We start from the raw sequence: 19867 nt of genomic DNA on the forward strand, positions 1-19867 counted from the left end.
CAAAAACCAAACAATAATCCAATTTACCGTCTAATCGTGGGTATAAAAGTTTACAGGAAAACCAAAACCCATTACTGATAATTAATCTCATTATCATTTATTAATCTTTTCAGCATTCATATAATCCCCGCCTCTCAAATTACGATAACAAATGAATATGAAACGATTATCGACCCATCGCTTAAAAGTAAGCCTTGTCTCGCTCGCAATGCTCAACTCAATTTCTCTCCATGCAACAGAAAGCGTCGACGAAGAACTCGAAGTCATTGGTGTCCGCTATGCCAAACCGATTACCGTCGCAGAACCCGCTGAAACCATCATTGATTGGACCCAAATCGAAGAACAACAATACTCTAACTTCGCTGAAATGATTGATGCTGTGCCGGGGGCAACGCTCGACGGCGGGGCGCGTTCTGGTGGGGAACGCATTAATATTCGCGGTTTCGATAACCCTAGCGACATCGCCGTGTTTGTTGATGGGGCTCCAATTGGTTTCCAGCAATACCGCTACGGCACCTTCTTCTTTGACCCATTCTTAATTGGTGAAGCGGAGATCATCAAAGGCGCACATGACTACCGCGCTCTAAACGGTAAGTTTGGTGGGTCTATCCGAATCAAAACCAAAAGCGTTGACGACCTGCTTGGAGGAGATCGCAACTTCGGCGTTCGTGCGTCAACGGGTTATAACAACAATGGCGAAGAGAACTCATACACCCTCTCCCTTTATGGCAAAAATGATGCTGGCTTTTACTTCCTCGCAAATGGTTCAGTAAAAGACTCCGACGACATTAAAGTGGGTGGCGGTAAAACACTAGATTACTCAGGTTACGAACAAGAAAACATGCTCGTCAAAGTTGGGTACGAAAATGATGACCATGAATTTGAAATCAGTCACACACGATACAAAGATGAAGGCCGTAAACCATGGGCTAACCGTCGTGGCCAAATGCCAACCATTTCGGATTACAACATCAAAAAATATGGTTCGTTAGAAAAAGCACAATACGCTTACACGGTCTACAACGGATACAAAGACAATACGACGACAATCTCCTACCATTACATGCCGACTAGCCCGTACATTGATTTCAACATAAAAATGGCGCGTTCTGAAAACGACCGTCATTGGGTTCGTCCAGATATTGCCTTTGAAAAAATGTTCGTTTCCGTTGGCAGTTATGGTCATGAATCTTGGCTAAGCTACGAACGTGATTACATTGATGTATTCAACCAAGCGCAAATTGGTGACCATGCACTGGTTACGGGTCTTCAGTATCAAAAAACGGATCGTGACTCCTTAGTATTTAACGCTTCTTATGATGATAAAGAAGCAAAAAACTACGGTTGGTATACTCCGTACTATGAACCATCGGGCACTCAGTCTATATACGCGGCCTACATTGCTGACCACTATCAAGCAACCGACCGCCTGACGATTACTCCTTCTCTGCGTTATGAGTACATCACCAGCGAAGGGAAAGGTAATGCGGCGCCAGATTACAATGACCCAGCAGCCGGCCATGACTACAGTGAAACAAGCCACAAAGGCTTTAGTCCACGTTTGGATATCGATTTTGACGCGACCAACAATACTCGTTTGAACTTCTCTTATGCCTACGCCTTAAAAGCTCCAACCGTCGATAACATTTACTCTGTGCAATATGCTCGAGCAACAGCCACCGCTACGGCACGCGATCTCGATGTTTCTCGTATTCATGCTTATCAAGCCAGTGTGATTAATTTGGCCAAAGGATTGGTTAGCGAGCGCGACAACCTCGCAACAGAACTGACATTGTTCTATAACGATGTGAGTGACACTGTTGATATCCGAACCGGTGAAAACTTAGATAAAGACAGCGGTGATATTCAAAGTTGGAGCACAAACCTAGATGGCTTCAAGAACTATGGCTTCGAGTTGATTTCACAATACCGTATTAACGATTTCTATAGTGATTTCTCAGCGAGTTACATTCGCGGGAAAAATAAAGGTAGCTTATCGGATTCAACCGGCTCGGATGATGACTACCCGGGCGTCCCGCCCTTGAATATTAATCTCGGTTTGGGCTACGAATGGCTTCCGGGACTGCGCTATGGTTGGGAAGTTCGTTGGTACGATGCTCAAACCAAAACAGACGCGTCTGGTGATAACTTAAAAGTGAAATCACCAAGTGAGCAATACACGTTGCAAAATGCTTATGTCACTTGGGAAGTTCAGCAGGTGAAAGGGTTAAGTGTTGGAGCGGTCGTGAATAACTTAACAGACCGTTATTACGAAGCTTACCTATCTAATGGCGTGCCTTCTCCCGGCCGAGAAGTGAAGGTCCAACTAACTTATCAATACTAATCAGGCTTTGTCTGATTACGAACCGAACCAAATTCGGAGCATACGTACTTGCTCCGAATTTTTCTTTTTATTCACCGTCACTTTTCACAGTATATCTAATGAAGAAGATTCAAATTACTTTTTTACTAACAAGAACGTTAATCACAATTGGCCTCGCCTTCCTCACTGCTCCAAGCTACTCACAAGAGAATATCTCTCAGTATTTAATGGATCAGAGTAAGACACTACCAGTAGAGGATCATTACGCTGCCAACATTTCAGATAACTTAAATCTAGACGCTCAGCCTGAAGCTTTGACTTGGGGAGAAAATGGGAAGTCAGGTCACTGTAACTACGCAAAAGGTGAGATTACCGAGGCAAGAGACTATGACTACGGTGAAGCTACCGATTTGTCAGATGGATTACGCCACATTGATTTGCAGCCAGTTCACACACCTAAAAAACTGCGCAAAGACCATACGTACAATACCGCTTCATCAGGAAGTTCAATGACATTCTCAGTTTCCTCTGACTGCTTATAACGACACAAATAAAAATGCCCCGAGATTAACTCGGGGCATTTTCAAATTCATTGTCGATGGTAGTCAATCACCATCAAACACACTGCGATTACTCTTCGTCAGTGTCTACGTCTGCTTCACGAGCTTGACGAGCTTCTTCTTTGCGAACTTTTGCCGCTAGTTGCTCTGCTTCACGCTCTTGACGTTGTACTGCTTTGCGCTCGTTACGAACTACTTGGTTTTGTACAAAACCTGCAAGTTCCTGCTCAGCCCAAGCTTGTGCTTTCTCTTCGCTGTCAAAACCAGTTTCACGTTTTGATACCACTACTTTACGAGAAGTCACCTGACGAGTGATCTCTGCGCTCCAACCGTTACGTTTTTCAGTTACGCGGATAGCAAATTTTGGATTTTTAGCCATTTCTTTCATTTCCTAAGGGATTAATCAGGGATTCGGTCAACTTGATAACTCCATCTAAGCTGAGCTGTTTAACACCATCCCTTGGTAAGCGCGGTATTAGAGCATAAAAGTTACCGAAACGCTGCAAGTTTTTTAAGGGAGACGGGAGACGATTTCATTTGGAATACTTAGGAACAAATACTGTCAACACCTATTGAGTCCATGCATTGACCTCTAGTATTCCAGTACACACATCTCAATTCCTACAGCGAAGCCTTCCCGACTCTCGAAGCGCAGCGTCCTGTAGGACGAAGTCTGTTCTCGATTCTTAAATAAAGAAAGCGCCGGTCTCTCAACCAGCGCTTATCGATTTTCGTTAACGTTGACGAACGACGTCGTGATTAACCGATGTTCTTGCGTGCGTTTTGGAACATACGCATCCAAGCACCGTTCTCACCCCAACCTTCTGGAGACCATGAGTTCGCAACTGTACGGAATACACGCTCTGGGTGCGGCATCATGATAGTTACGCGGCCATCTTGAGTCGTTAGACCCGTGATTGCATTTGGCGAACCATTCGGGTTGTTCGGGTATTGCTGAGTCGCATTACCGTGGTTATCCACGTAACGAACTGCAACCGTGCCTGACGCTTCAATCGCGGCTAGGTGGTCAGCATCACGAACTTCTACGCGGCCTTCACCATGAGAAACTGCGATTGGCATGCGAGAGCCTGCCATGCCATCGAAGAATACAGAATCAGATTTCTGTACTTCCACTAGGCTAAAGCGAGCCTCAAAACGCTCAGATTCGTTACGAACGAAGCGTGGCCATAGGTCTGCACCTGGGATTAGCTCTTTCAGGTTCGATAGCATCTGACAGCCGTTACATACACCTAGAGAGAAGGTATCTTCACGCTGGAAGAAGCCTTCAAACTGGTTGCGAGCTTGCTCGTTGAACAGGATAGACTTAGCCCAACCTTCACCCGCACCAAGTACGTCACCGTAAGAGAAGCCACCACAAGCGACTAGACCCTGGTACTCTTCTAGAACCGCTTGACCGGTTAGGATGTCGCTCATGTGAATATCGGTTGCTTCAAAGCCTGCTCGGTCAAAGGCTGCTGCCATCTCAACGTGAGAGTTAACGCCCTGCTCACGTAGGATTGCCATCTTAGGCTTAGCGCCCTTATTTATCATAGAACCGGCAATGTAAGGTGCTGCAATGTCTTCATTTACATCGAAGCTTAGCTTAACGTTTAGGCCAGGATCTGAGTTGTCTTTCTTCGCTTCATGCTCTTGGTCAGCACATGCTGGGTTATCACGTAGACCTTGCATCTTATGCGTAGTCTCCGCCCAGATAGTACGTAGTTCAGTACGATTACGCTCTAGAACTACCGTGTCACCAGAAGTAATCACTAGCTCATCAGATGCTTCTACTGAGCCGATTACATGAGAACATGCCTCAAGACCGTTTGCTGATAGCGTTGAAAGTACCGCGTCTAAATCTTCGTTCTTAACCTGAAGTACTGCACCTAGCTCTTCGTTAAATAGTGCTGCTAGTACGTCTTCACCTAGGTCAGCAATATCTGCTTTCACACCACAGTGACCTGCGAATGCCATTTCAGCAAGAGTCACGAATAGACCGCCATCACCTTTATCGTGGTAAGCCACTACTTGGTCATTCGCGACTAGGGCTTGAACGCCTTCGTAGAAGCCTTTCAGTTGTACTGCGTTGTCTACGTCTGCTGGCTTATCACCAAGCTGCTTATAAACCTGTGCAAGCGCTGTTGCGCCTAGACGGTTTTGACCATTACCTAGGTCGATAAGTACAAGGCTAGAAACACCTTTGTCAGTACGAAGCTGAGGAGTAATCGTCTTACGAACATCTTCAACACGTGCAAACGCAGTAATAACAAGAGATAACGGAGACGTTACTTCTTTCTGCTCGCCGTTCTCTTCCCACTTGGTCTTCATCGACATTGAGTCTTTACCAACTGGGATAGTTAGACCAAGCGCTGGACATAGCTCTTCACCAACTGCTTTCACTGCTTCGTAAAGACCTGCGTCTTCACCCGGGTGACCTGCTGGAGACATCCAGTTTGCAGACAGTTTAATGTGTTTGATATCACCGATGTTTGTCGCTGCGATGTTTGTGATTGCTTCACCAACCGCTAGACGAGCCGACGCACCAAAGTCTAGTAGAGCAACTGGTGTACGCTCACCCATCGACATCGCTTCACCGTGGTAAGTGTCGTAACTTGCTGCGGTTACCGCGCAGTTTGCTACTGGAACCTGCCAAGGGCCAACCATTTGGTCACGCGCAACAAGACCAGTCACCGTGCGGTCACCGATCGTGATTAGGAATGTTTTTTCTGCAACCGTAGGTAGACGTAGAACGCGATCCACGGCTTCATTTAGCTCGATACCGTCACGGTTAACCGCTGGGTTATTCGCTTTAAGCGTTTTCGCATCACGGTGCATCTTAGGCGTCTTGCCAAGAAGTACATCCATTGGCATGTCGATTGGCGTGTTGTCGAAATGCGAATCTTCAAGTTTCAGTTCACGCTCTTCCGTTGCTACACCTACTACGGCGTATGGTGCGCGCTCACGCTTACAGATTGCGTCGAATACTTCCATATTCTCTGGCGCAACTGCCATTACGTAACGCTCTTGAGATTCGTTACACCAGATCTCAAGTGGGCTCATGCCCGGCTCGTCGTTTGGTACGTCACGCAGTTGGAAGATACCGCCACGCTCGCCATCGTCTACAAGCTCTGGAAGTGCGTTAGAGATACCGCCCGCGCCCACATCGTGGATAAATGCGATAGGGTTAGCATCACCAAGTTGCCAACAACGGTCGATCACTTCCTGACAGCGGCGTTCCATTTCTGGGTTTTCACGCTGTACCGATGCAAAATCTAGGTCTTCTGCTGATTGACCAGATGCCATAGAAGAAGCAGCTCCACCGCCAAGACCGATGTTCATTGCTGGACCACCAAGTACAATTAGGCTTGCACCAACAGGGATCTCTTTCTTCTGAACGTGCTCGTCACGAATGTTACCCATGCCACCAGCAATCATGATTGGCTTATGGTAACCACGAACCTCTTCACCGGCGTGAGAGTTCACTTTTTCTTCGTAAGTACGGAAGTAACCCAGTAGGTTTGGACGACCAAATTCGTTGTTAAACGCCGCGCCACCCAATGGACCTTCTAGCATGATGTCTAGAGCGGTAACGATGCGACCTGGCTTACCGAAATCTGTTTCCCATGGCTGTTCAAAACCAGGAATACGTAGGTTAGATGTTGTGAAACCAACTAGACCTGCTTTTGGCTTACCACCAATCCCCGTCGCGCCTTCGTCGCGGATTTCACCACCTGAACCAGTAGAAGCGCCCGGCCAAGGAGAGATAGCCGTTGGGTGGTTGTGCGTTTCCACCTTCATTAGGATATGCGCTTTCTCTTGGCTGTAACCGTACTGGCGAGTTTCCGGGTTCGGGAAGAAGCGACCTACATCTGAACCCACCATAACTGCTGCGTTATCTTTGTATGCAGACAGAACGTTTTCTGGTGTGGTTTCAAACGTGTTTTTGATCATCTTGAACAGAGACTTCTCTTGCTTAACGCCATCGATAGTCCAGTCTGCATTAAAGATCTTGTGACGACAGTGCTCTGAGTTCGCCTGCGCAAACATCATGAGCTCAATGTCAGTCGGGTTACGTTCTAGCTTATTTACGAACGCATCGTAAAGGTATTCTATTTCATCATCTGCAAGAGCAAGACCTAAGGTAACGTTTGCGTTTTCAAGCGCAGCACGACCGCCTTTTAATAGGTCAACGTCTGCTACAGGAGCAGGTTCTGCCGCTTGGAATAACGCATTTGCTGCATCGAAATCAGTAAATGTCACTTCCATCATGCGATCATGGATGAGTGCTTTTACATCAGCAATTTGAGCATCGTTAAGAGGAGTCGATGTCTCTACGTAGTATGCAGTGCCGCGCTCAAGACGTTTTACTTTGTCTAGTCCACAGTTGATAGCGATATCAGTAGATTTAGAAGACCAAGGCGAAATAGTGCCCGGACGAGGCGTAACAAGAAGTAGAAGACCTTCTGGCTCATGCTCTTCGATCGTAGGACCGTAAGTCAGCAATTTTTCCAGTTTTTCCAACTCTTGAGCATCAAGGTCAGACTTTAGATCCGCAAAGTGCATGAACTCTGCGTAAATGCCAGTGACAGGCAGATCTTGTTCACGACAAAGTTCCAGTAGTTTATTAACACGAAACTCAGAAAGAGCTGGGGAGCCACGCAAAATTCTCATGTGCTTAGGTCTCTTATTGCAAGTGATTAAGGTGATATTGGAATAAATTCAGTGGGTTATACTGTTTTCTTCGAAGCTATTCCCGAAGGTTTTTCAAACCTATGCCGATGCCACCTCTTCGTTGCGAGCGCATTATATAGCAATTGTTTTTGTGATGTAACACCAAAAGCAACCGTTTGCGTCATTTTTTTCGTCAAATTTGATTTACGACTAAAATGTCGATAAATCACACAATGTCGCACTCTATCTGCCTGATTCACTTTGCCCAACCAGCTCGCTTTGATATAAAGGCAACTAGAAATTTATCGAGACGTACCGAATTAATGCAAATAAGTCAGTTCAACCGACTCAAGCGCAGCGCCCTACTTTTCGCGTCTGTGCTTTTACTTTCTGCTTGCCAGATTGAATCGGAGCCAAAAAGTGAATTCGAGCAAATCCAAGAGCGTGGTGTCCTACGTGTTGGCACGCTAAACAACCAACTCTCCTACTACATCGGTCCTGATGGCCCGGCAGGTTTGGATTACGAACTGGCACGAAAATTTGCTGAGCAATTAGGTGTGAAGCTGGAGATTCGACCGGCGTTTCGCCAAGCGGATCTCTTCCCTGCATTAAAGAAAGGCGACATCGATATTATTGCTACAGGTTTAAACCAAACTTCTGAAGCTGTACAACGTTTTCGTCCTGGACCCGCTTACTATTACGTCAGCCAACAAGTGGTTTATAAAAAAGGTCAGCTTCGTCCTCGCGACATTAATCAGCTGATCAATTATCAAGCTAAAAAAGACAGTAATGCGGAAGAAGGCTCAAATGCTGGGGCAGAAACTCTTCAGATAGTTGAACAATCTCAGTTTGTTCCAACCTTAACGGCGCTACAGAAACAATACCCAGATTTCCAATTTGAGATTGTTGGTGATGCGGATACGCGAGATCTGCTCAAGCATGTCTCTACAGGTGAGTTACGTTTTACGGTAACCGATTCAGTAGAACTGTCTTTGGCACAGCGCCTGTATCCGGATCTTGCTTTAGCCTTTGAATTGACAGAAGACCAACCCGTATCTTGGTTTACTCGTCGCTCTGAAGATGAAAGCTTCTACGCAATGTTGATCGAGTTCTTCGGCAATATTAAACAATCTGGCGAACTGGCGACTTTAGAAGAGAAGTACATTGGACATATCGAAGCCTTCGATTATGTCGATACTCGTGCTTTTATACGCGCACTGGACAATACCTTGCCTAAATGGGCACCGCTGTTCCAAAAATACAGTGAAGAGTTTGATTGGCGCTTGATTGCTGCATTGGCTTATCAAGAGTCTCATTGGAAACCAAAAGCGAAGTCGCCGACTGGCGTTCGTGGCATGATGATGCTCACGCTCCCTACCGCAAAAAGTGTTGGTGTAACAGATCGTCTTGATCCGGAACAATCCGTACGCGGTGGCGTGGAATACCTACGTCGTATAGTCGCACGTGTTCCAGATTCAATTAATGAACATGAAAAGATTTGGTTTGCCTTAGCATCATACAACGTGGGTTATGGTCATATGATGGACGCACGACGCCTGACTAAAGCACAAGGCGGCGATCCAAACGCGTGGGCAGATGTTAAAGAGCGTTTACCCTTGCTGCGCCAGAAGCGCTTCTACAGCCAAACACGTTATGGTTATGCTCGTGGTGATGAAGCACGCAACTATGTTGAGAACATTCGTCGCTACTATCAATCCATCATTGGTCATGTCAGCCAAAAGCCTGCGATTGACGAAGACACAGAAGATCTTCAAGTCATTCCACCACTCTCCCCAGATCTGTTAACGTCTGGAGCGGTGGAAACCTTAGCTGAGCAAGTTTCGGGAGCGGTCGAGACAACACCAAGTACTGAGGCCAGCCCAACTCAAAATGCAGAGCAAACGCCGAATCCAAAAGAAGAATAAACCTTTCGAAAATAGCGAGCTAACAGCTCGCTATTTTTTTATTGAGTCGCCAACAGAAACTCACTAGAATCCCGTCTTTCGAGCTCATTTATCTAGCCAGTGTTTTCGTGAAATACCGAGTAACGGAAGAGAAACAGTGAGCTCAATTGGTCACCCTCTCCTTGATATGATGTCACCATCATCCATGAGTATGCATCATAAGAATAACATCTATTGATCATGAATCGGATACTTTGCTATGCGAGTGTCGGAGAGTGTGTTCGTTGTCTGCAAGAGGTTCTGATAATGAGAAAACGCAGAGTGCAGTCAAAACGTTTGAATAAAACAGTGGCTGCTAACCGCCGTAAGCGCACGCTTACAACCATGAAAAGAAAAGTCAGTGCACGTAATCGTGTTTTCGTTCACTTAGTGAATCACTGAAAACTTGAAGCAAACATCTACTGCACGGTAGGTGTTTGCTAAAAACAACCATCAAACTCCCTGTTATTCGTCTTTTGTTCCCTGTTCATTGTCCAACGCTTTTTGCGCCTGCTTCTTCGCTTTAATTTCTTTACGACGACGTTTAAAGAACGCCTGTAACTGACCTCTGCATTCCTCTTCCAGCAAACCGCTTTCTACTGTCGCATAATGATACGCGGCTTGGCTCTCAAACAAATTCAGAACGGTCCCTGCAGCGCCAGCTTTAAGGTCTGGTGCTCCATATACCACGCGCTTTACTCGACTGTGTAGTAACGCACCTGCGCACATAGGGCACGGCTCTAAGGTCACATAGAGCGTAGTATCAAGTAAACGGTAGTTCTCGAACACCTCACCCGCTTTACGCAAGGTTTGGATCTCAGCATGAGCGGTCGCATCGTGCGAACAAATAGAGCGGTTCCAACCTTCAGCAACCACTTCACCATCTTTCACAAGCACTGCCCCAACAGGCACTTCCCCTTCCGCTTCAGCTTGCTCTGCAAGCTCTATCGCACGGCGCATAAATAGTTCGTCTTGAGGGGAGAATTGTGAGTCTGACAAAAGAGGCTCCAGTTTTGGGATCGGTCATTATGGAAAGTGGATTTTAACCTTCAAAGAGAGGAAGTGGAAGCGGGGTGCGGGATGCGGGATGCGGGATGCGGGATGCGGGATGCGGGATGCGGGATGCGGGATGCGGGATGCGGGATGCGGGATGCGGCTTATTTTGTTTTTCTAGGAGCAAATTTTGTCAACGCTGTTTAAACTGAGTCTCTCTCATCAACCTTCCGGTACACCTCTTGATTTAAAAAGCGAAGCTTTCTATAGGACAAAGTCCGTTCTTCGATTCCCGAAAACCAAAAAGCGCCAGTCTCTCGACCAGCGCTTTCGAATTACCAATACCTAAATAGTTGGTGTTGTAGCTAGGCAACAAGCAAGTTCAGCCCTATGAGCATAGAGGCTCTATGTGATTAGGGTGAACTTGCGCAGTTAACAACGCTACAGCGCCAAATATGACGGTATTTACATTGTGTATGTGTATGGCGCTTGGATACCTAGAGGAATACCTAGCATCCAGTAAGCAACTAGGAAGATAGACCAGCCGATTAGCATCGCAATCGAGAATGGCATCATTAGAGAAGCTAGCGTACCGATACCTGTCGACTTCACGTAACGTTGACAGTAAACCACTACTAGAGGGAAGAATACCATCAGAGGTGAAATGATGTTCGATACAGAGTCACCTACACGGTAAGCCGCTTGAGATAGCTCAGGCGAGATACCCACAGCCATTAGCATAGGCACTAGGATAGGACCGATAAGAGCCCATTTCGCTGATGCAGAACCGATTAGAAGGTTTACAGAAGCCGTTAGAAGAATCATACCGATGATAGTTGCTTCACCAGGTAGGTTCATCGCTTTCAGGCCTTCCGCACCGTATAGCGCTAGCATCGTACCGATATTTGATTGCGCGAACGCAGATAGGAACTGCGCACAGAAGAACGACATTACAATGTATGCGCCCATCGTAGACATAGTATCCGCCATCGCTTTGATGATGTCGTTACTTGTCTTGAACGTGCCAGAAACGCGACCGTAAACGTAACCCGGAATGATAAACAGGATGAAGATCAACGGAACGATAGACTTCATGATTGGCGCAGAGAACGCAGTGATTTCACCTTCAGGTGAACGCAGTGCAGAGTTTTCTGGGATAAGTGCCACAACAAGAAGTGCGATACCTGCCATCATAGCCCAACCAGCGTAACGGAAAGCTTTTGATTCAGTTTCAGTGAAAGAACCAAGATCTGGTGCTTTTTCTGCATCTTCATCAACAGGCGTGTTCGCTAGGCGAGGTTCGATGATTTTTTCAGTTACGTACCAACCAATAGCAACGATGATTACTGAAGATAGACCAGTAAAGAAGATGTTCGCTAGCGGGTTAACCACGTACTCAGGGTCAAGAACCTGTGCCGCTGTTTGAGTAAAGCCAGCTAGTAGAGGATCGATACCTGAAGGGATGAAGTTTGCAGAGAAACCACCTGATACACCAGCAAACGCAGCTGCGATACCCGCTAGAGGGTGACGACCTGCTGCGTGGAAGATGATACCACCAAGAGGAATAACTAGAACGTAGCCCGCATCCGCCGCAGTGTGCGATACGATTGCCACAAGAATTAGCATTGGAGTAAGAAGTTTTGCTGGCGTGAAGTTCAGCATCTTCTTAAGACCAGTGGTGATGAAGCCAGACGAATCGGCAACACCCACACCTAGCATCGCAACAAGTACGATACCCAGTGGAGCAAAGCCAGTGAACGTTGTCACCATGTTAGCAAGGAAACTTGCTAGTGCTTCACCCGTAAGAAGGTTAGTAATAGTAAGAGCTTCGCCAGTTCGAGGGTTTAGAAGGTCGAAAGAAACATTCGACAAAAGTGCAGACGCAGCCCAAGTAATGATTAGTGCCCAGAAGAACAGAATCGCTGGATCAGGAATTTTATTACCCGCTCTTTCGATAAAGTTCAGAAAGCGATCCATCCCGCTCGGCTTCGGTGACGGTGCTTTATTTACAGCTTGGTTACTCATGGTAACTCCATATGAATGATGTTGGTGCCATGGCCTATTTGAGTAATTATAACGGCCTATTTTCAACCGAGCATTCTATTAAATAGTGATTAAGAAAGCACAAGGTTCTATGTTTTTTTCCATATTTGGAGACATATTTTGCAAAAACGACATATCAATTAAACATAAAAAAAACAGTAGCACACCATTCGCATTAACAGTTGCAAAACCACCTATTAACCACCCAACCAAGCATAAAAATTGTCAATATTTACGATAAAAGCAATTGTACAAGAAATGCAAAACACCTTAGTTTTCGAACTCACTGTAACGCGAAATCATTGTTTTTAGCTCAATCGATTGCGTTTCCCCCATCCTATCTTTCCAGCTAGAAGTTATCGTGATGGTCTTGAGAGATCCGGAGATCGTTGCTGCAGGCACTTCCCACTCAACGATATAAGATCCAGTAGCAGAAGATCCTGTTGCAATAGCAGCGAAACTGGCAGGTGTGATAGTAGACATTGCCTCAGAAGCACCTCGAGTGCGGAACAACTCAAGTTGATTTTCGGCCAGTCGCAGTGCCTCGATACTTTGAATCGCGTAATCCGATTCACGTTCCATGTAGATTTGTAGCTTAGTTAAACCGAGCGCACCAATACCAAGCAGCAGAAAAGAAATCAGCACCTCGATTAAGCTAAAGCCTTTTTGTTTAGAGATCATTCCAAGAGCCCTTTTTCCATTTAGTCTTCAGAATACGAGAGAGAGGCACATCAATTGCGTTGCCATCAAAATATAGATCTAGTGCAGCACCAAAAATAGCGGCCTGTCCCGGAGCATCCATCACATAACCACCTGAAGGGAAAAAAGCGCCTTGTTGATAATACACAATGTCGGTATCAGTCGGTTTAGGAGTAAAGTTAGCAACATGGCCATCAAGTACTAACTTCAATGCCTCTAAATCGTCTTGAACCGTTGCGGAGCTGCTGCTCCATGAAGCAGAGGAGGGAGTGAAGTCAGGGTGGAAGTTTCCACTATTATCTATTTCACCAGAAACGAAATGGAAAAGTAACCCTTTGAAAGTAAGCGCACCACTTGTAGTAAATAACCCATTGTGAGCAACCAAGATAACACCGCTAGGAGTGTGAGTATTAATAGCAGTTCCAATATTACTTAAATCAGTTCCCGTTAAGTGACAATTACCATAAATCCAGATTAAGTCTTTTCCATTATTAATAATATTCTTTATCTGGGTACCACAATCATTAACCCTTGATGGGGCTGGTAAAGTTTGTTGCGTAAATTTCATTTCACCAGAGCTTTTAGTCAAAGAAGTAGCAGATACCTTTACAAACTCTTCGTTGGACATGATTTTGAACCAATCCTCACGTTTTTCAGCAAAGAAGTTTTCAAATGGCTGTTGTGATGCATCTAACAAGAAATCTTTTTGAGAAGATGTTGGCGAAGAAGTAACTGTTGATTGATGCCCAGAATCGCACCCCTGCCCTGAAGGAAAGTCAACATAGGGTTTAGCATTATCCGTTAACCCTTTATTCTGCAAATTGCCAAACACTTTCAATTTACTGCTGTATGTTACGGCTCGGCATTGCCATTTATTGGTAGTGCTTGCTTCTTTTAAAGGATCAGGGCTAATAGAGTTAGAGCCGTTTAAATAAAGATCTGCCGTTGTCTGGATAGCTCCAGCTCCATTTCTACCTGCGAATTTTATGACTTTTGTTATTTCAGCAAACCCACTCTCAGAGACTACCGTCAAATATTGGCTGGCTTTACTCAGTGTCAAACTTGAACTACAGGCATCTAGCTGTATTGTAGTCGGAACAGCCCCAGTCTCTTGAACTAGAGCGAAAACACACTCCAATCCCCCCTCAGCACGCCAGTGCTCTTGCCGCGCTTCAATTTGGTTATTGGCACGCTTGATCTGATAAAAAAGAGACTTGTAGCTACCAAGCGACATCATTAACGCAGCGACAAGTAATACACTGACAACCAGTAACGCTGCTGCACCTTGTTGTTTATTCATTATTGCCAGTTCCTTTGTTTAACGGTAAAGGACTGCTCCGTACGAATATTCGTCGCATCTTTCAATTCAGTCCCCAAGGTAACGGTTATTAGGGCACTCTTAGCGTCGGTGTTTTCGAGAACCTCACTCACAAGATCAAACCGATTAACGTGGATCGCTTTTTTATCGAAGAGTGTGTTACACGTCCCTGTACCGGAGAGGTTGGCCACATCATTGATATCCCATATAGTGGCTTGCTTCTTTTCACACACAAAGAGCGATTCAGGTGTGCCATCCCGTTGCTCATACACCACGTTTTTATACAAAGACGTAGCTCCAGAAACCCCAACGTTATAAACGTATGCAATAAGCCCAGAGTCAGCGCCACTAATGGTATAAAGTGTGTTACTTGCACCGGATATTTTGACCGAATTTCCATCGCTACCATCAAATCCTGCGCGCTGAATATCGCTCTTCATCATCTGCAGAACACTGGCTGTGTTTTGCAATAACATCAGCTCTTTAGAGCGCTCCATCGCCACCTTTTGGCCACTGATATAAAGCGACCCGACAATAGCGAGAGAAATCAGTCCTAAAGAAGAGGCAATCATGAACTCAACGAGGCTGGCACCTTTTTGGTTAAACATATTCATCCCTTAAGAACAGGTTGAGTACCCAAAGAACTCGGTATTGTTGTTATCACTACATACACGAACGCGAGCAGAAAGAGTGTGAGAGATGAGTTTAAGTGCTTTTGTAGATTCTCCTACCGGATAAAATTTGATATTACCGGAGGAAGGGCGACCATGAACGTCATCGAAGCTGATTTGAGTCGATGAATAACTTGGCGTAACCACAATTCCGTTGTAAGCCTCTCCCGAAAATGACAACAAAACCGTACCTGCTCCTTCGGTTCCGTTATCAGTAAGCTCTATTCGCCAATTGCCATCACTTGATGAAGCCCCAGACATAATAATGTGAGCCCAGAGTCTTTCTCTGCGTAAAACCGCTTCCGACTTACCTTGAAGAACAAAACCGTGTAGCTCATCAGCTAAACGCTGCATTTTGTTGGTTTCAAAAACATTTTGGAAAGATGGTGCTGCCGCCGCCAGTAAAACACTCATTACTGCGATGGTGATCAGAAGCTCCAACAACGTAAACCCGCGAGGCATTTCCCAAATTCCTATGCAAACGGCAAAAGGGCCGTAATTCATCTTGCGCTGATGCTATCACCTAAGAAAAATAGGCGGAAAAGTGAAAAGGGAACTACTCGTCATGATTCGAATTTCTGGTTGTAACGGATACAACAAACGATTTAGAGGGATGACATTGATCGAATTACTGATAGCCGTTGTGATCGTCGGTATCATTGCCGCTATCGCCTATCCGTCTTATAGCAACCACAGTATCACTGCCCATCGCACTGTTGCGATCAGTGATATTGCTCGTCTTCAATTGGAACTCGAAACGTCTTATGACGGGAGCTACGACTGGAGTGGATTGGTATCTGGTGGGCATTGTACGATTTGTGATTCAGACTCAGACCGCTTTTCATTTCATATCGTCAGTTCAGCGACTTTAGCGTATAGAATTGAAGCAACAGCCAAGTCTGATTTAGGGCAAGACAACGACAGTTGCTTCACTGGCCAAGACAAAAAAATAACACTCACTTCAACCAATATTGAATCGCCAAGCGATTGTTGGAACTAGAGCGCATTTGCTTGAATCCATTAAGCTATCAATCGCTAAATGCAAAAAAAGCCTGCATCGTTGCAGGCTTTTTATTGGATTCAGTTAACCACGCAATTAGCTGGTTAAGTCATCAAAGAACTTCTTCACACCGTTGAAGAAACCTTCAGATTTTGGTTTGTGCTTAGTCGCAGCATCGCCACCACAAGACTCATCAAACTCTTTCAGCAATTCTTTTTGACGAGAGCTTAGGTTAACAGGTGTCTCAACCACTAGCTTAACGATTAGGTCACCCACACCGCCACCACGAACGCCTTTCACACCTTTACCACGCATGCGGAACATGCGGCCAGTTTGCGTTTCTGTCGGTACTTTAAGGTTCACACGACCATCTAGCGTCGGAACCTCAACTTCACCACCAAGTGCAGCCATTGCAAAGCTTACAGGCACTTCACAGTATAGGTTGTTACCTTCACGTTCAAAGATGTGATGCTCTCTCACGTGAACTTGTACATATAGGTCACCTGCTGGTGCGCCCATTTCTCCTGCTTCACCTTCGCCAGACAGACGAATGCGATCGCCAGTATCAATACCAGCTGGGATCTTAACGTTAAGTGTCTTAGTTTTCTGCTTACGGCCTTGACCATGACATTCATTACATGGGTCTTTGATGATCTTGCCTTTACCGTGACAGGTAGGACAGGTCTGCTGTACAGCAAAGAAGCCTTGACGCATCTGTACTTGACCATGGCCATGACAGGTGCCACAAGTTTCAGCCGTTGAGCCTTTCTTCGCGCCACTGCCATCACAGGTATCACAGTGGACTAGCGTAGGCACTTCGATCTCTTTAGAAACACCGCGAACGGCTTCTTCTAACGACAGTTCCATGTTGTAACGCAGGTCCGCACCACGTTGTGCTCGCTGCTGACCACCGCCACGACGGCCGCCACCAAAGATATCACCAAATACATCACCGAAGATGTCGCCGAAATCAGCGCCACCGCCACCAAAACCGCCGCCGCCGAAGCCGCCACCGCCTTGTTCAAAAGCCGCATGACCATACTGGTCGTAAGCCGCTTTCTTTTGAGGCTCAGTTAGAATTTCGTACGCTTCTTTTACTTCTTTAAACTTGTCCGCAGCAGACTCATCACCCTGGTTACGGTCTGGGTGGTATTTCATCGCTAGACGCTTGTACGCCTTTTTGATATCGCGCTCAGAGGCATCACGGCTTACGCCTAATACTTCGTAAAAATCACGTTTTGACATGTTCTTCGTCACCAATTATTTACTGCAAACGGCATCGATTCACCGCTTGGTGTTTGTATCATTCTAGCTAAGTGCACTTATTGCAAAATACTTAGCTAGAAGGACAACGTTGACAAACAGACGGGCGTAAGAGTCACCCCAAACGCCCGTACACAAAGTCTTATCGACTCTAGGCGACCGCAATCGCCTAGTTAAGAAAGCTTATTTCTTGTCGTCTTTAACTTCTTCGAACTCAGCATCAACTACGTCGTCTTCTTTAGACTGTTGAGCATCAGCGTCAGCACCTTGTGCTTGTTGAGCTTGAGCTTGTTGTTGAGCGATTTCCATTAGCTTTTGAGCTGCAGTCATAAGCGCTTGAACTTTCGCATCGATTGCTTCTTTGTCATCACCCTTACGAGCAGTTTCAAGCTCAGCGATAGCTGCTTCAATCTTCTCTTTCTCATCTGCAGGTAGTGCTTCACCAGCTTCTTCTACTTGCTTACGAGTACCGTGAATCATTTGGTCAGCTTGGTTACGTGCAGCCGCTAGCTCTTCGAACTTTTTGTCCGCTTCTTTGTTAGCTTCTGCTTCTTGAACCATTTTCTCGATGTCTTCGTCGCTTAGGCCGCCAGAAGCTTGGATAGTGATCTTCTGTTCTTTACCTGTTGACTTATCTTTCGCAGATACGTGAAGGATACCGTCAGCATCTAGGTCGAAAGTTACTTCGATTTGTGGCATACCACGAGGCGCAGCTTGAATGCCTTCTAGGTTGAATTGACCTAGAGACTTGTTGTATGACGCTTGCTTACGCTCACCTTGAAGAACATGGATTGTTACCGCGTTCTGGTTGTCTTCTGCTGTAGAGAAAACTTGGTTAGCTTTAGTTGGGATAGTTGTGTTTTTCTCAACTAGCTTAGTCATTACACCGCCCATTGTCTCAATACCTAGAGACAGTGGTGTTACGTCTAGTAGAAGTACGTCTTTTACTTCACCTGCAAGTACACCGCCTTGAACTGCAGCACCCATTGCTACTGCTTCATCAGGGTTTACGTCGCGGCGAGCTTCTTTACCGAAGAACTCAGCAACCTTCGCTTGAACCATAGGCATACGAGTCTGACCACCAACTAGGATTACGTCAGTGATGTCGTTTACAGATAGGTCAGCGTCAGCTAGAGCAACTTTTAGTGGCTCAAGAGAACGTTGTACTAGGTCTTCAACTAGAGATTCTAGTTTCGCACGAGTCACTTTCACGTTCATGTGCTTAGGACCAGTCGCGTCTGCAGTCACGTAAGGTAGGTTTACGTCAGTTTGAGAAGTAGAAGAAAGCTCAATTTTCGCTTTTTCTGCTGCTTCTTTAACACGTTGCATCGCTAGTGGATCGTTCTTAAGGTTGATACCTTGCTCTTTGTTGAACTCGTCAACTAGGTAGTTGATTAGACGTGTATCAAAGTCTTCACCACCAAGGTGAGTATCACCGTTAGTTGCTAGAACTTCGAAAGTTTTCTCGCCTTCAACTTCATCGATTTCGATGATAGAGATATCGAATGTACCACCACCAAGGTCGTATACCGCAATAGTGCGGTCGCCGCCTGACTTGTCTAGGCCGTATGCTAGAGCAGCCGCTGTTGGTTCATTGATGATACGTTTAACTTCTAGACCTGCGATACGGCCAGCGTCTTTTGTTGCTTGACGTTGAGCATCGTTAAAGTAAGCAGGAACTGTGATAACTGCGCCAGTTACTTCCTCACCTAGGAAGTCTTCAGCAGTTTTCTTCATTTTTTTCAAGATTTCAGCAGAAACTTGAGGAGCAGCCATTTTTTGGCCTTGCGCTTCTACCCAAGCGTCACCGTTGTCAGCCTTAACGATTTTGTAAGGCATGATTTCGATATCACGCTGAACTTCTTCATCTTCAAAGCGACGACCAATTAGACGCTTAATTGCAAATAGCGTGTTAGTTGGGTTTGTAACCGCTTGACGTTTTGCAGGTTGACCTACTAGCGTTTCACCATCGGTATATGCAACAACCGATGCCGTTGTGCGTTCGCCTTCAGCGTTTTCAATTACACGAGGTTTGTCGCCGTCTAGTACAGCAACACATGAGTTAGTAGTACCTAAGTCAATACCAATGATTTTACCCATCAGGCTATCTCCGAATAAATTCTATTTTCGTTTTGCTATATCCCCTATGTGGGGACGTAGAATCGGGTTTCAACCCTTGCTCACAAACAAAAATAATTATGTTTGCTTCTCTTATGCCCAATAGATAAGGGCTGCAAATGGCTTTTCAAGGGAAAGAGCAAAAAAAATTGAAAAAAGTTGTGCAAAAAGCGGGATGTTGGAATCTCGAAGCGCAGCGTTCCATAGGACGAAGTCCATTCCCGAAGCGAAGCGTCTATTAAAAAGAAAAAGCGAGGCCCTAAGA

At 45.7% G+C, this 19867-nt stretch carries 14 protein-coding genes; 4 read left to right on the forward strand and 10 right to left on the reverse strand.

The annotated features are described in order from the left end of the window. Positions 1 to 157: 157 nt before the first annotated feature. Both L1076_RS22725 and L1076_RS22730 read left to right on the forward strand, forming a co-directional pair. Positions 158 to 2344: a TonB-dependent receptor gene (locus L1076_RS22725; RefSeq protein WP_343231857.1), complete on the forward strand. Its 2187-nt coding sequence runs from the start codon at positions 158 to 160 to the stop codon at positions 2342 to 2344. Between the two features lie 98 nt (positions 2345 to 2442). Beyond that, positions 2443 to 2865, forward strand: a complete 423-nt coding sequence (locus L1076_RS22730) for a hypothetical protein (RefSeq protein WP_050568398.1) — start codon at positions 2443 to 2445, stop codon at positions 2863 to 2865. Positions 2866 to 2953: 88 nt separating this feature from the next. On the opposite strand, the gene L1076_RS22735 is transcribed toward L1076_RS22730, so the two are convergent. Continuing rightward, the gene (locus tag L1076_RS22735) at positions 2954 to 3262 is read right to left on the reverse strand and encodes a DUF3622 domain-containing protein (protein WP_038865460.1); all 309 of its coding nucleotides are present in this window, start codon (positions 3260 to 3262) and stop codon (positions 2954 to 2956) included. A gap of 380 nt (positions 3263 to 3642) precedes the next feature. Continuing rightward, positions 3643 to 7554 (reverse strand): phosphoribosylformylglycinamidine synthase, encoded by a 3912-nt coding sequence (gene purL, locus L1076_RS22740; RefSeq protein WP_237304522.1) that lies wholly within the window; start codon positions 7552 to 7554, stop codon positions 3643 to 3645. A 323-nt stretch (positions 7555 to 7877) separates the two neighbouring features. On the opposite strand from purL, the gene mltF reads away from it, so the two are divergent. Beyond that, the gene (mltF, locus tag L1076_RS22745; RefSeq protein WP_039975395.1) at positions 7878 to 9479 is read left to right on the forward strand and encodes a membrane-bound lytic murein transglycosylase MltF; all 1602 of its coding nucleotides are present in this window, start codon (positions 7878 to 7880) and stop codon (positions 9477 to 9479) included. A 483-nt stretch (positions 9480 to 9962) separates the two neighbouring features. On the opposite strand, the gene tadA is transcribed toward mltF, so the two are convergent. From tadA to L1076_RS22775, 6 genes are all read right to left on the reverse strand, one after another. Beyond that, positions 9963 to 10496, reverse strand: a complete 534-nt coding sequence (gene tadA, locus L1076_RS22750) for a tRNA adenosine(34) deaminase TadA (protein WP_038865456.1) — start codon at positions 10494 to 10496, stop codon at positions 9963 to 9965. 459 nt (positions 10497 to 10955) lie between these two features. Continuing rightward, positions 10956 to 12515 (reverse strand): AbgT family transporter, encoded by a 1560-nt coding sequence (locus L1076_RS22755; RefSeq protein WP_005440222.1) that lies wholly within the window; start codon positions 12513 to 12515, stop codon positions 10956 to 10958. Positions 12516 to 12803: 288 nt separating this feature from the next. Next, positions 12804 to 13214 (reverse strand): prepilin-type N-terminal cleavage/methylation domain-containing protein, encoded by a 411-nt coding sequence (locus tag L1076_RS22760; protein ID WP_005424851.1) that lies wholly within the window; start codon positions 13212 to 13214, stop codon positions 12804 to 12806. Continuing rightward, complete coding sequence (locus L1076_RS22765) at positions 13204 to 14532, reverse strand: hypothetical protein (RefSeq protein ID WP_237304523.1); 1329 nt, start codon at positions 14530 to 14532, stop codon at positions 13204 to 13206. Before L1076_RS22765 ends, L1076_RS22760 begins: the two co-directional genes overlap by 11 nt. Beyond that, positions 14532 to 15158, reverse strand: a complete 627-nt coding sequence (locus L1076_RS22770) for a hypothetical protein (protein ID WP_047482223.1) — start codon at positions 15156 to 15158, stop codon at positions 14532 to 14534. Before L1076_RS22770 ends, L1076_RS22765 begins: the two co-directional genes overlap by 1 nt. 9 nt (positions 15159 to 15167) lie before the next feature. Beyond that, a complete protein-coding gene (locus L1076_RS22775) occupies positions 15168 to 15683 on the reverse strand; it encodes a GspH/FimT family pseudopilin (protein WP_047482221.1) in 516 nt (171 codons plus the stop codon). Positions 15684 to 15786: 103 nt separating this feature from the next. Here L1076_RS22775 and L1076_RS22780 point away from each other — a divergent pair, with 103 nt between their 5' ends. Continuing rightward, positions 15787 to 16221 carry a prepilin-type N-terminal cleavage/methylation domain-containing protein gene (locus L1076_RS22780; RefSeq protein WP_237304524.1) on the forward strand — a complete coding sequence of 145 codons (435 nt, stop codon included), beginning with the start codon at positions 15787 to 15789 and terminating at the stop codon, positions 16219 to 16221. Between the two features lie 96 nt (positions 16222 to 16317). On the opposite strand, the gene dnaJ is transcribed toward L1076_RS22780, so the two are convergent. Next, entirely contained in the window at positions 16318 to 17466 is a 1149-nt protein-coding gene (gene dnaJ / locus L1076_RS22785) for a molecular chaperone DnaJ (RefSeq protein ID WP_237304525.1), read from the reverse strand. Positions 17467 to 17667: 201 nt separating this feature from the next. After that, positions 17668 to 19584 (reverse strand): molecular chaperone DnaK, encoded by a 1917-nt coding sequence (gene dnaK / locus L1076_RS22790; protein ID WP_038868767.1) that lies wholly within the window; start codon positions 19582 to 19584, stop codon positions 17668 to 17670. Positions 19585 to 19867 lie beyond the last annotated feature (283 nt).

It is taken from the genome of Vibrio sp. MMG023, from assembly GCF_021654215.1.
GTDB lineage: Bacteria > Pseudomonadota > Gammaproteobacteria > Enterobacterales > Vibrionaceae > Vibrio > Vibrio jasicida.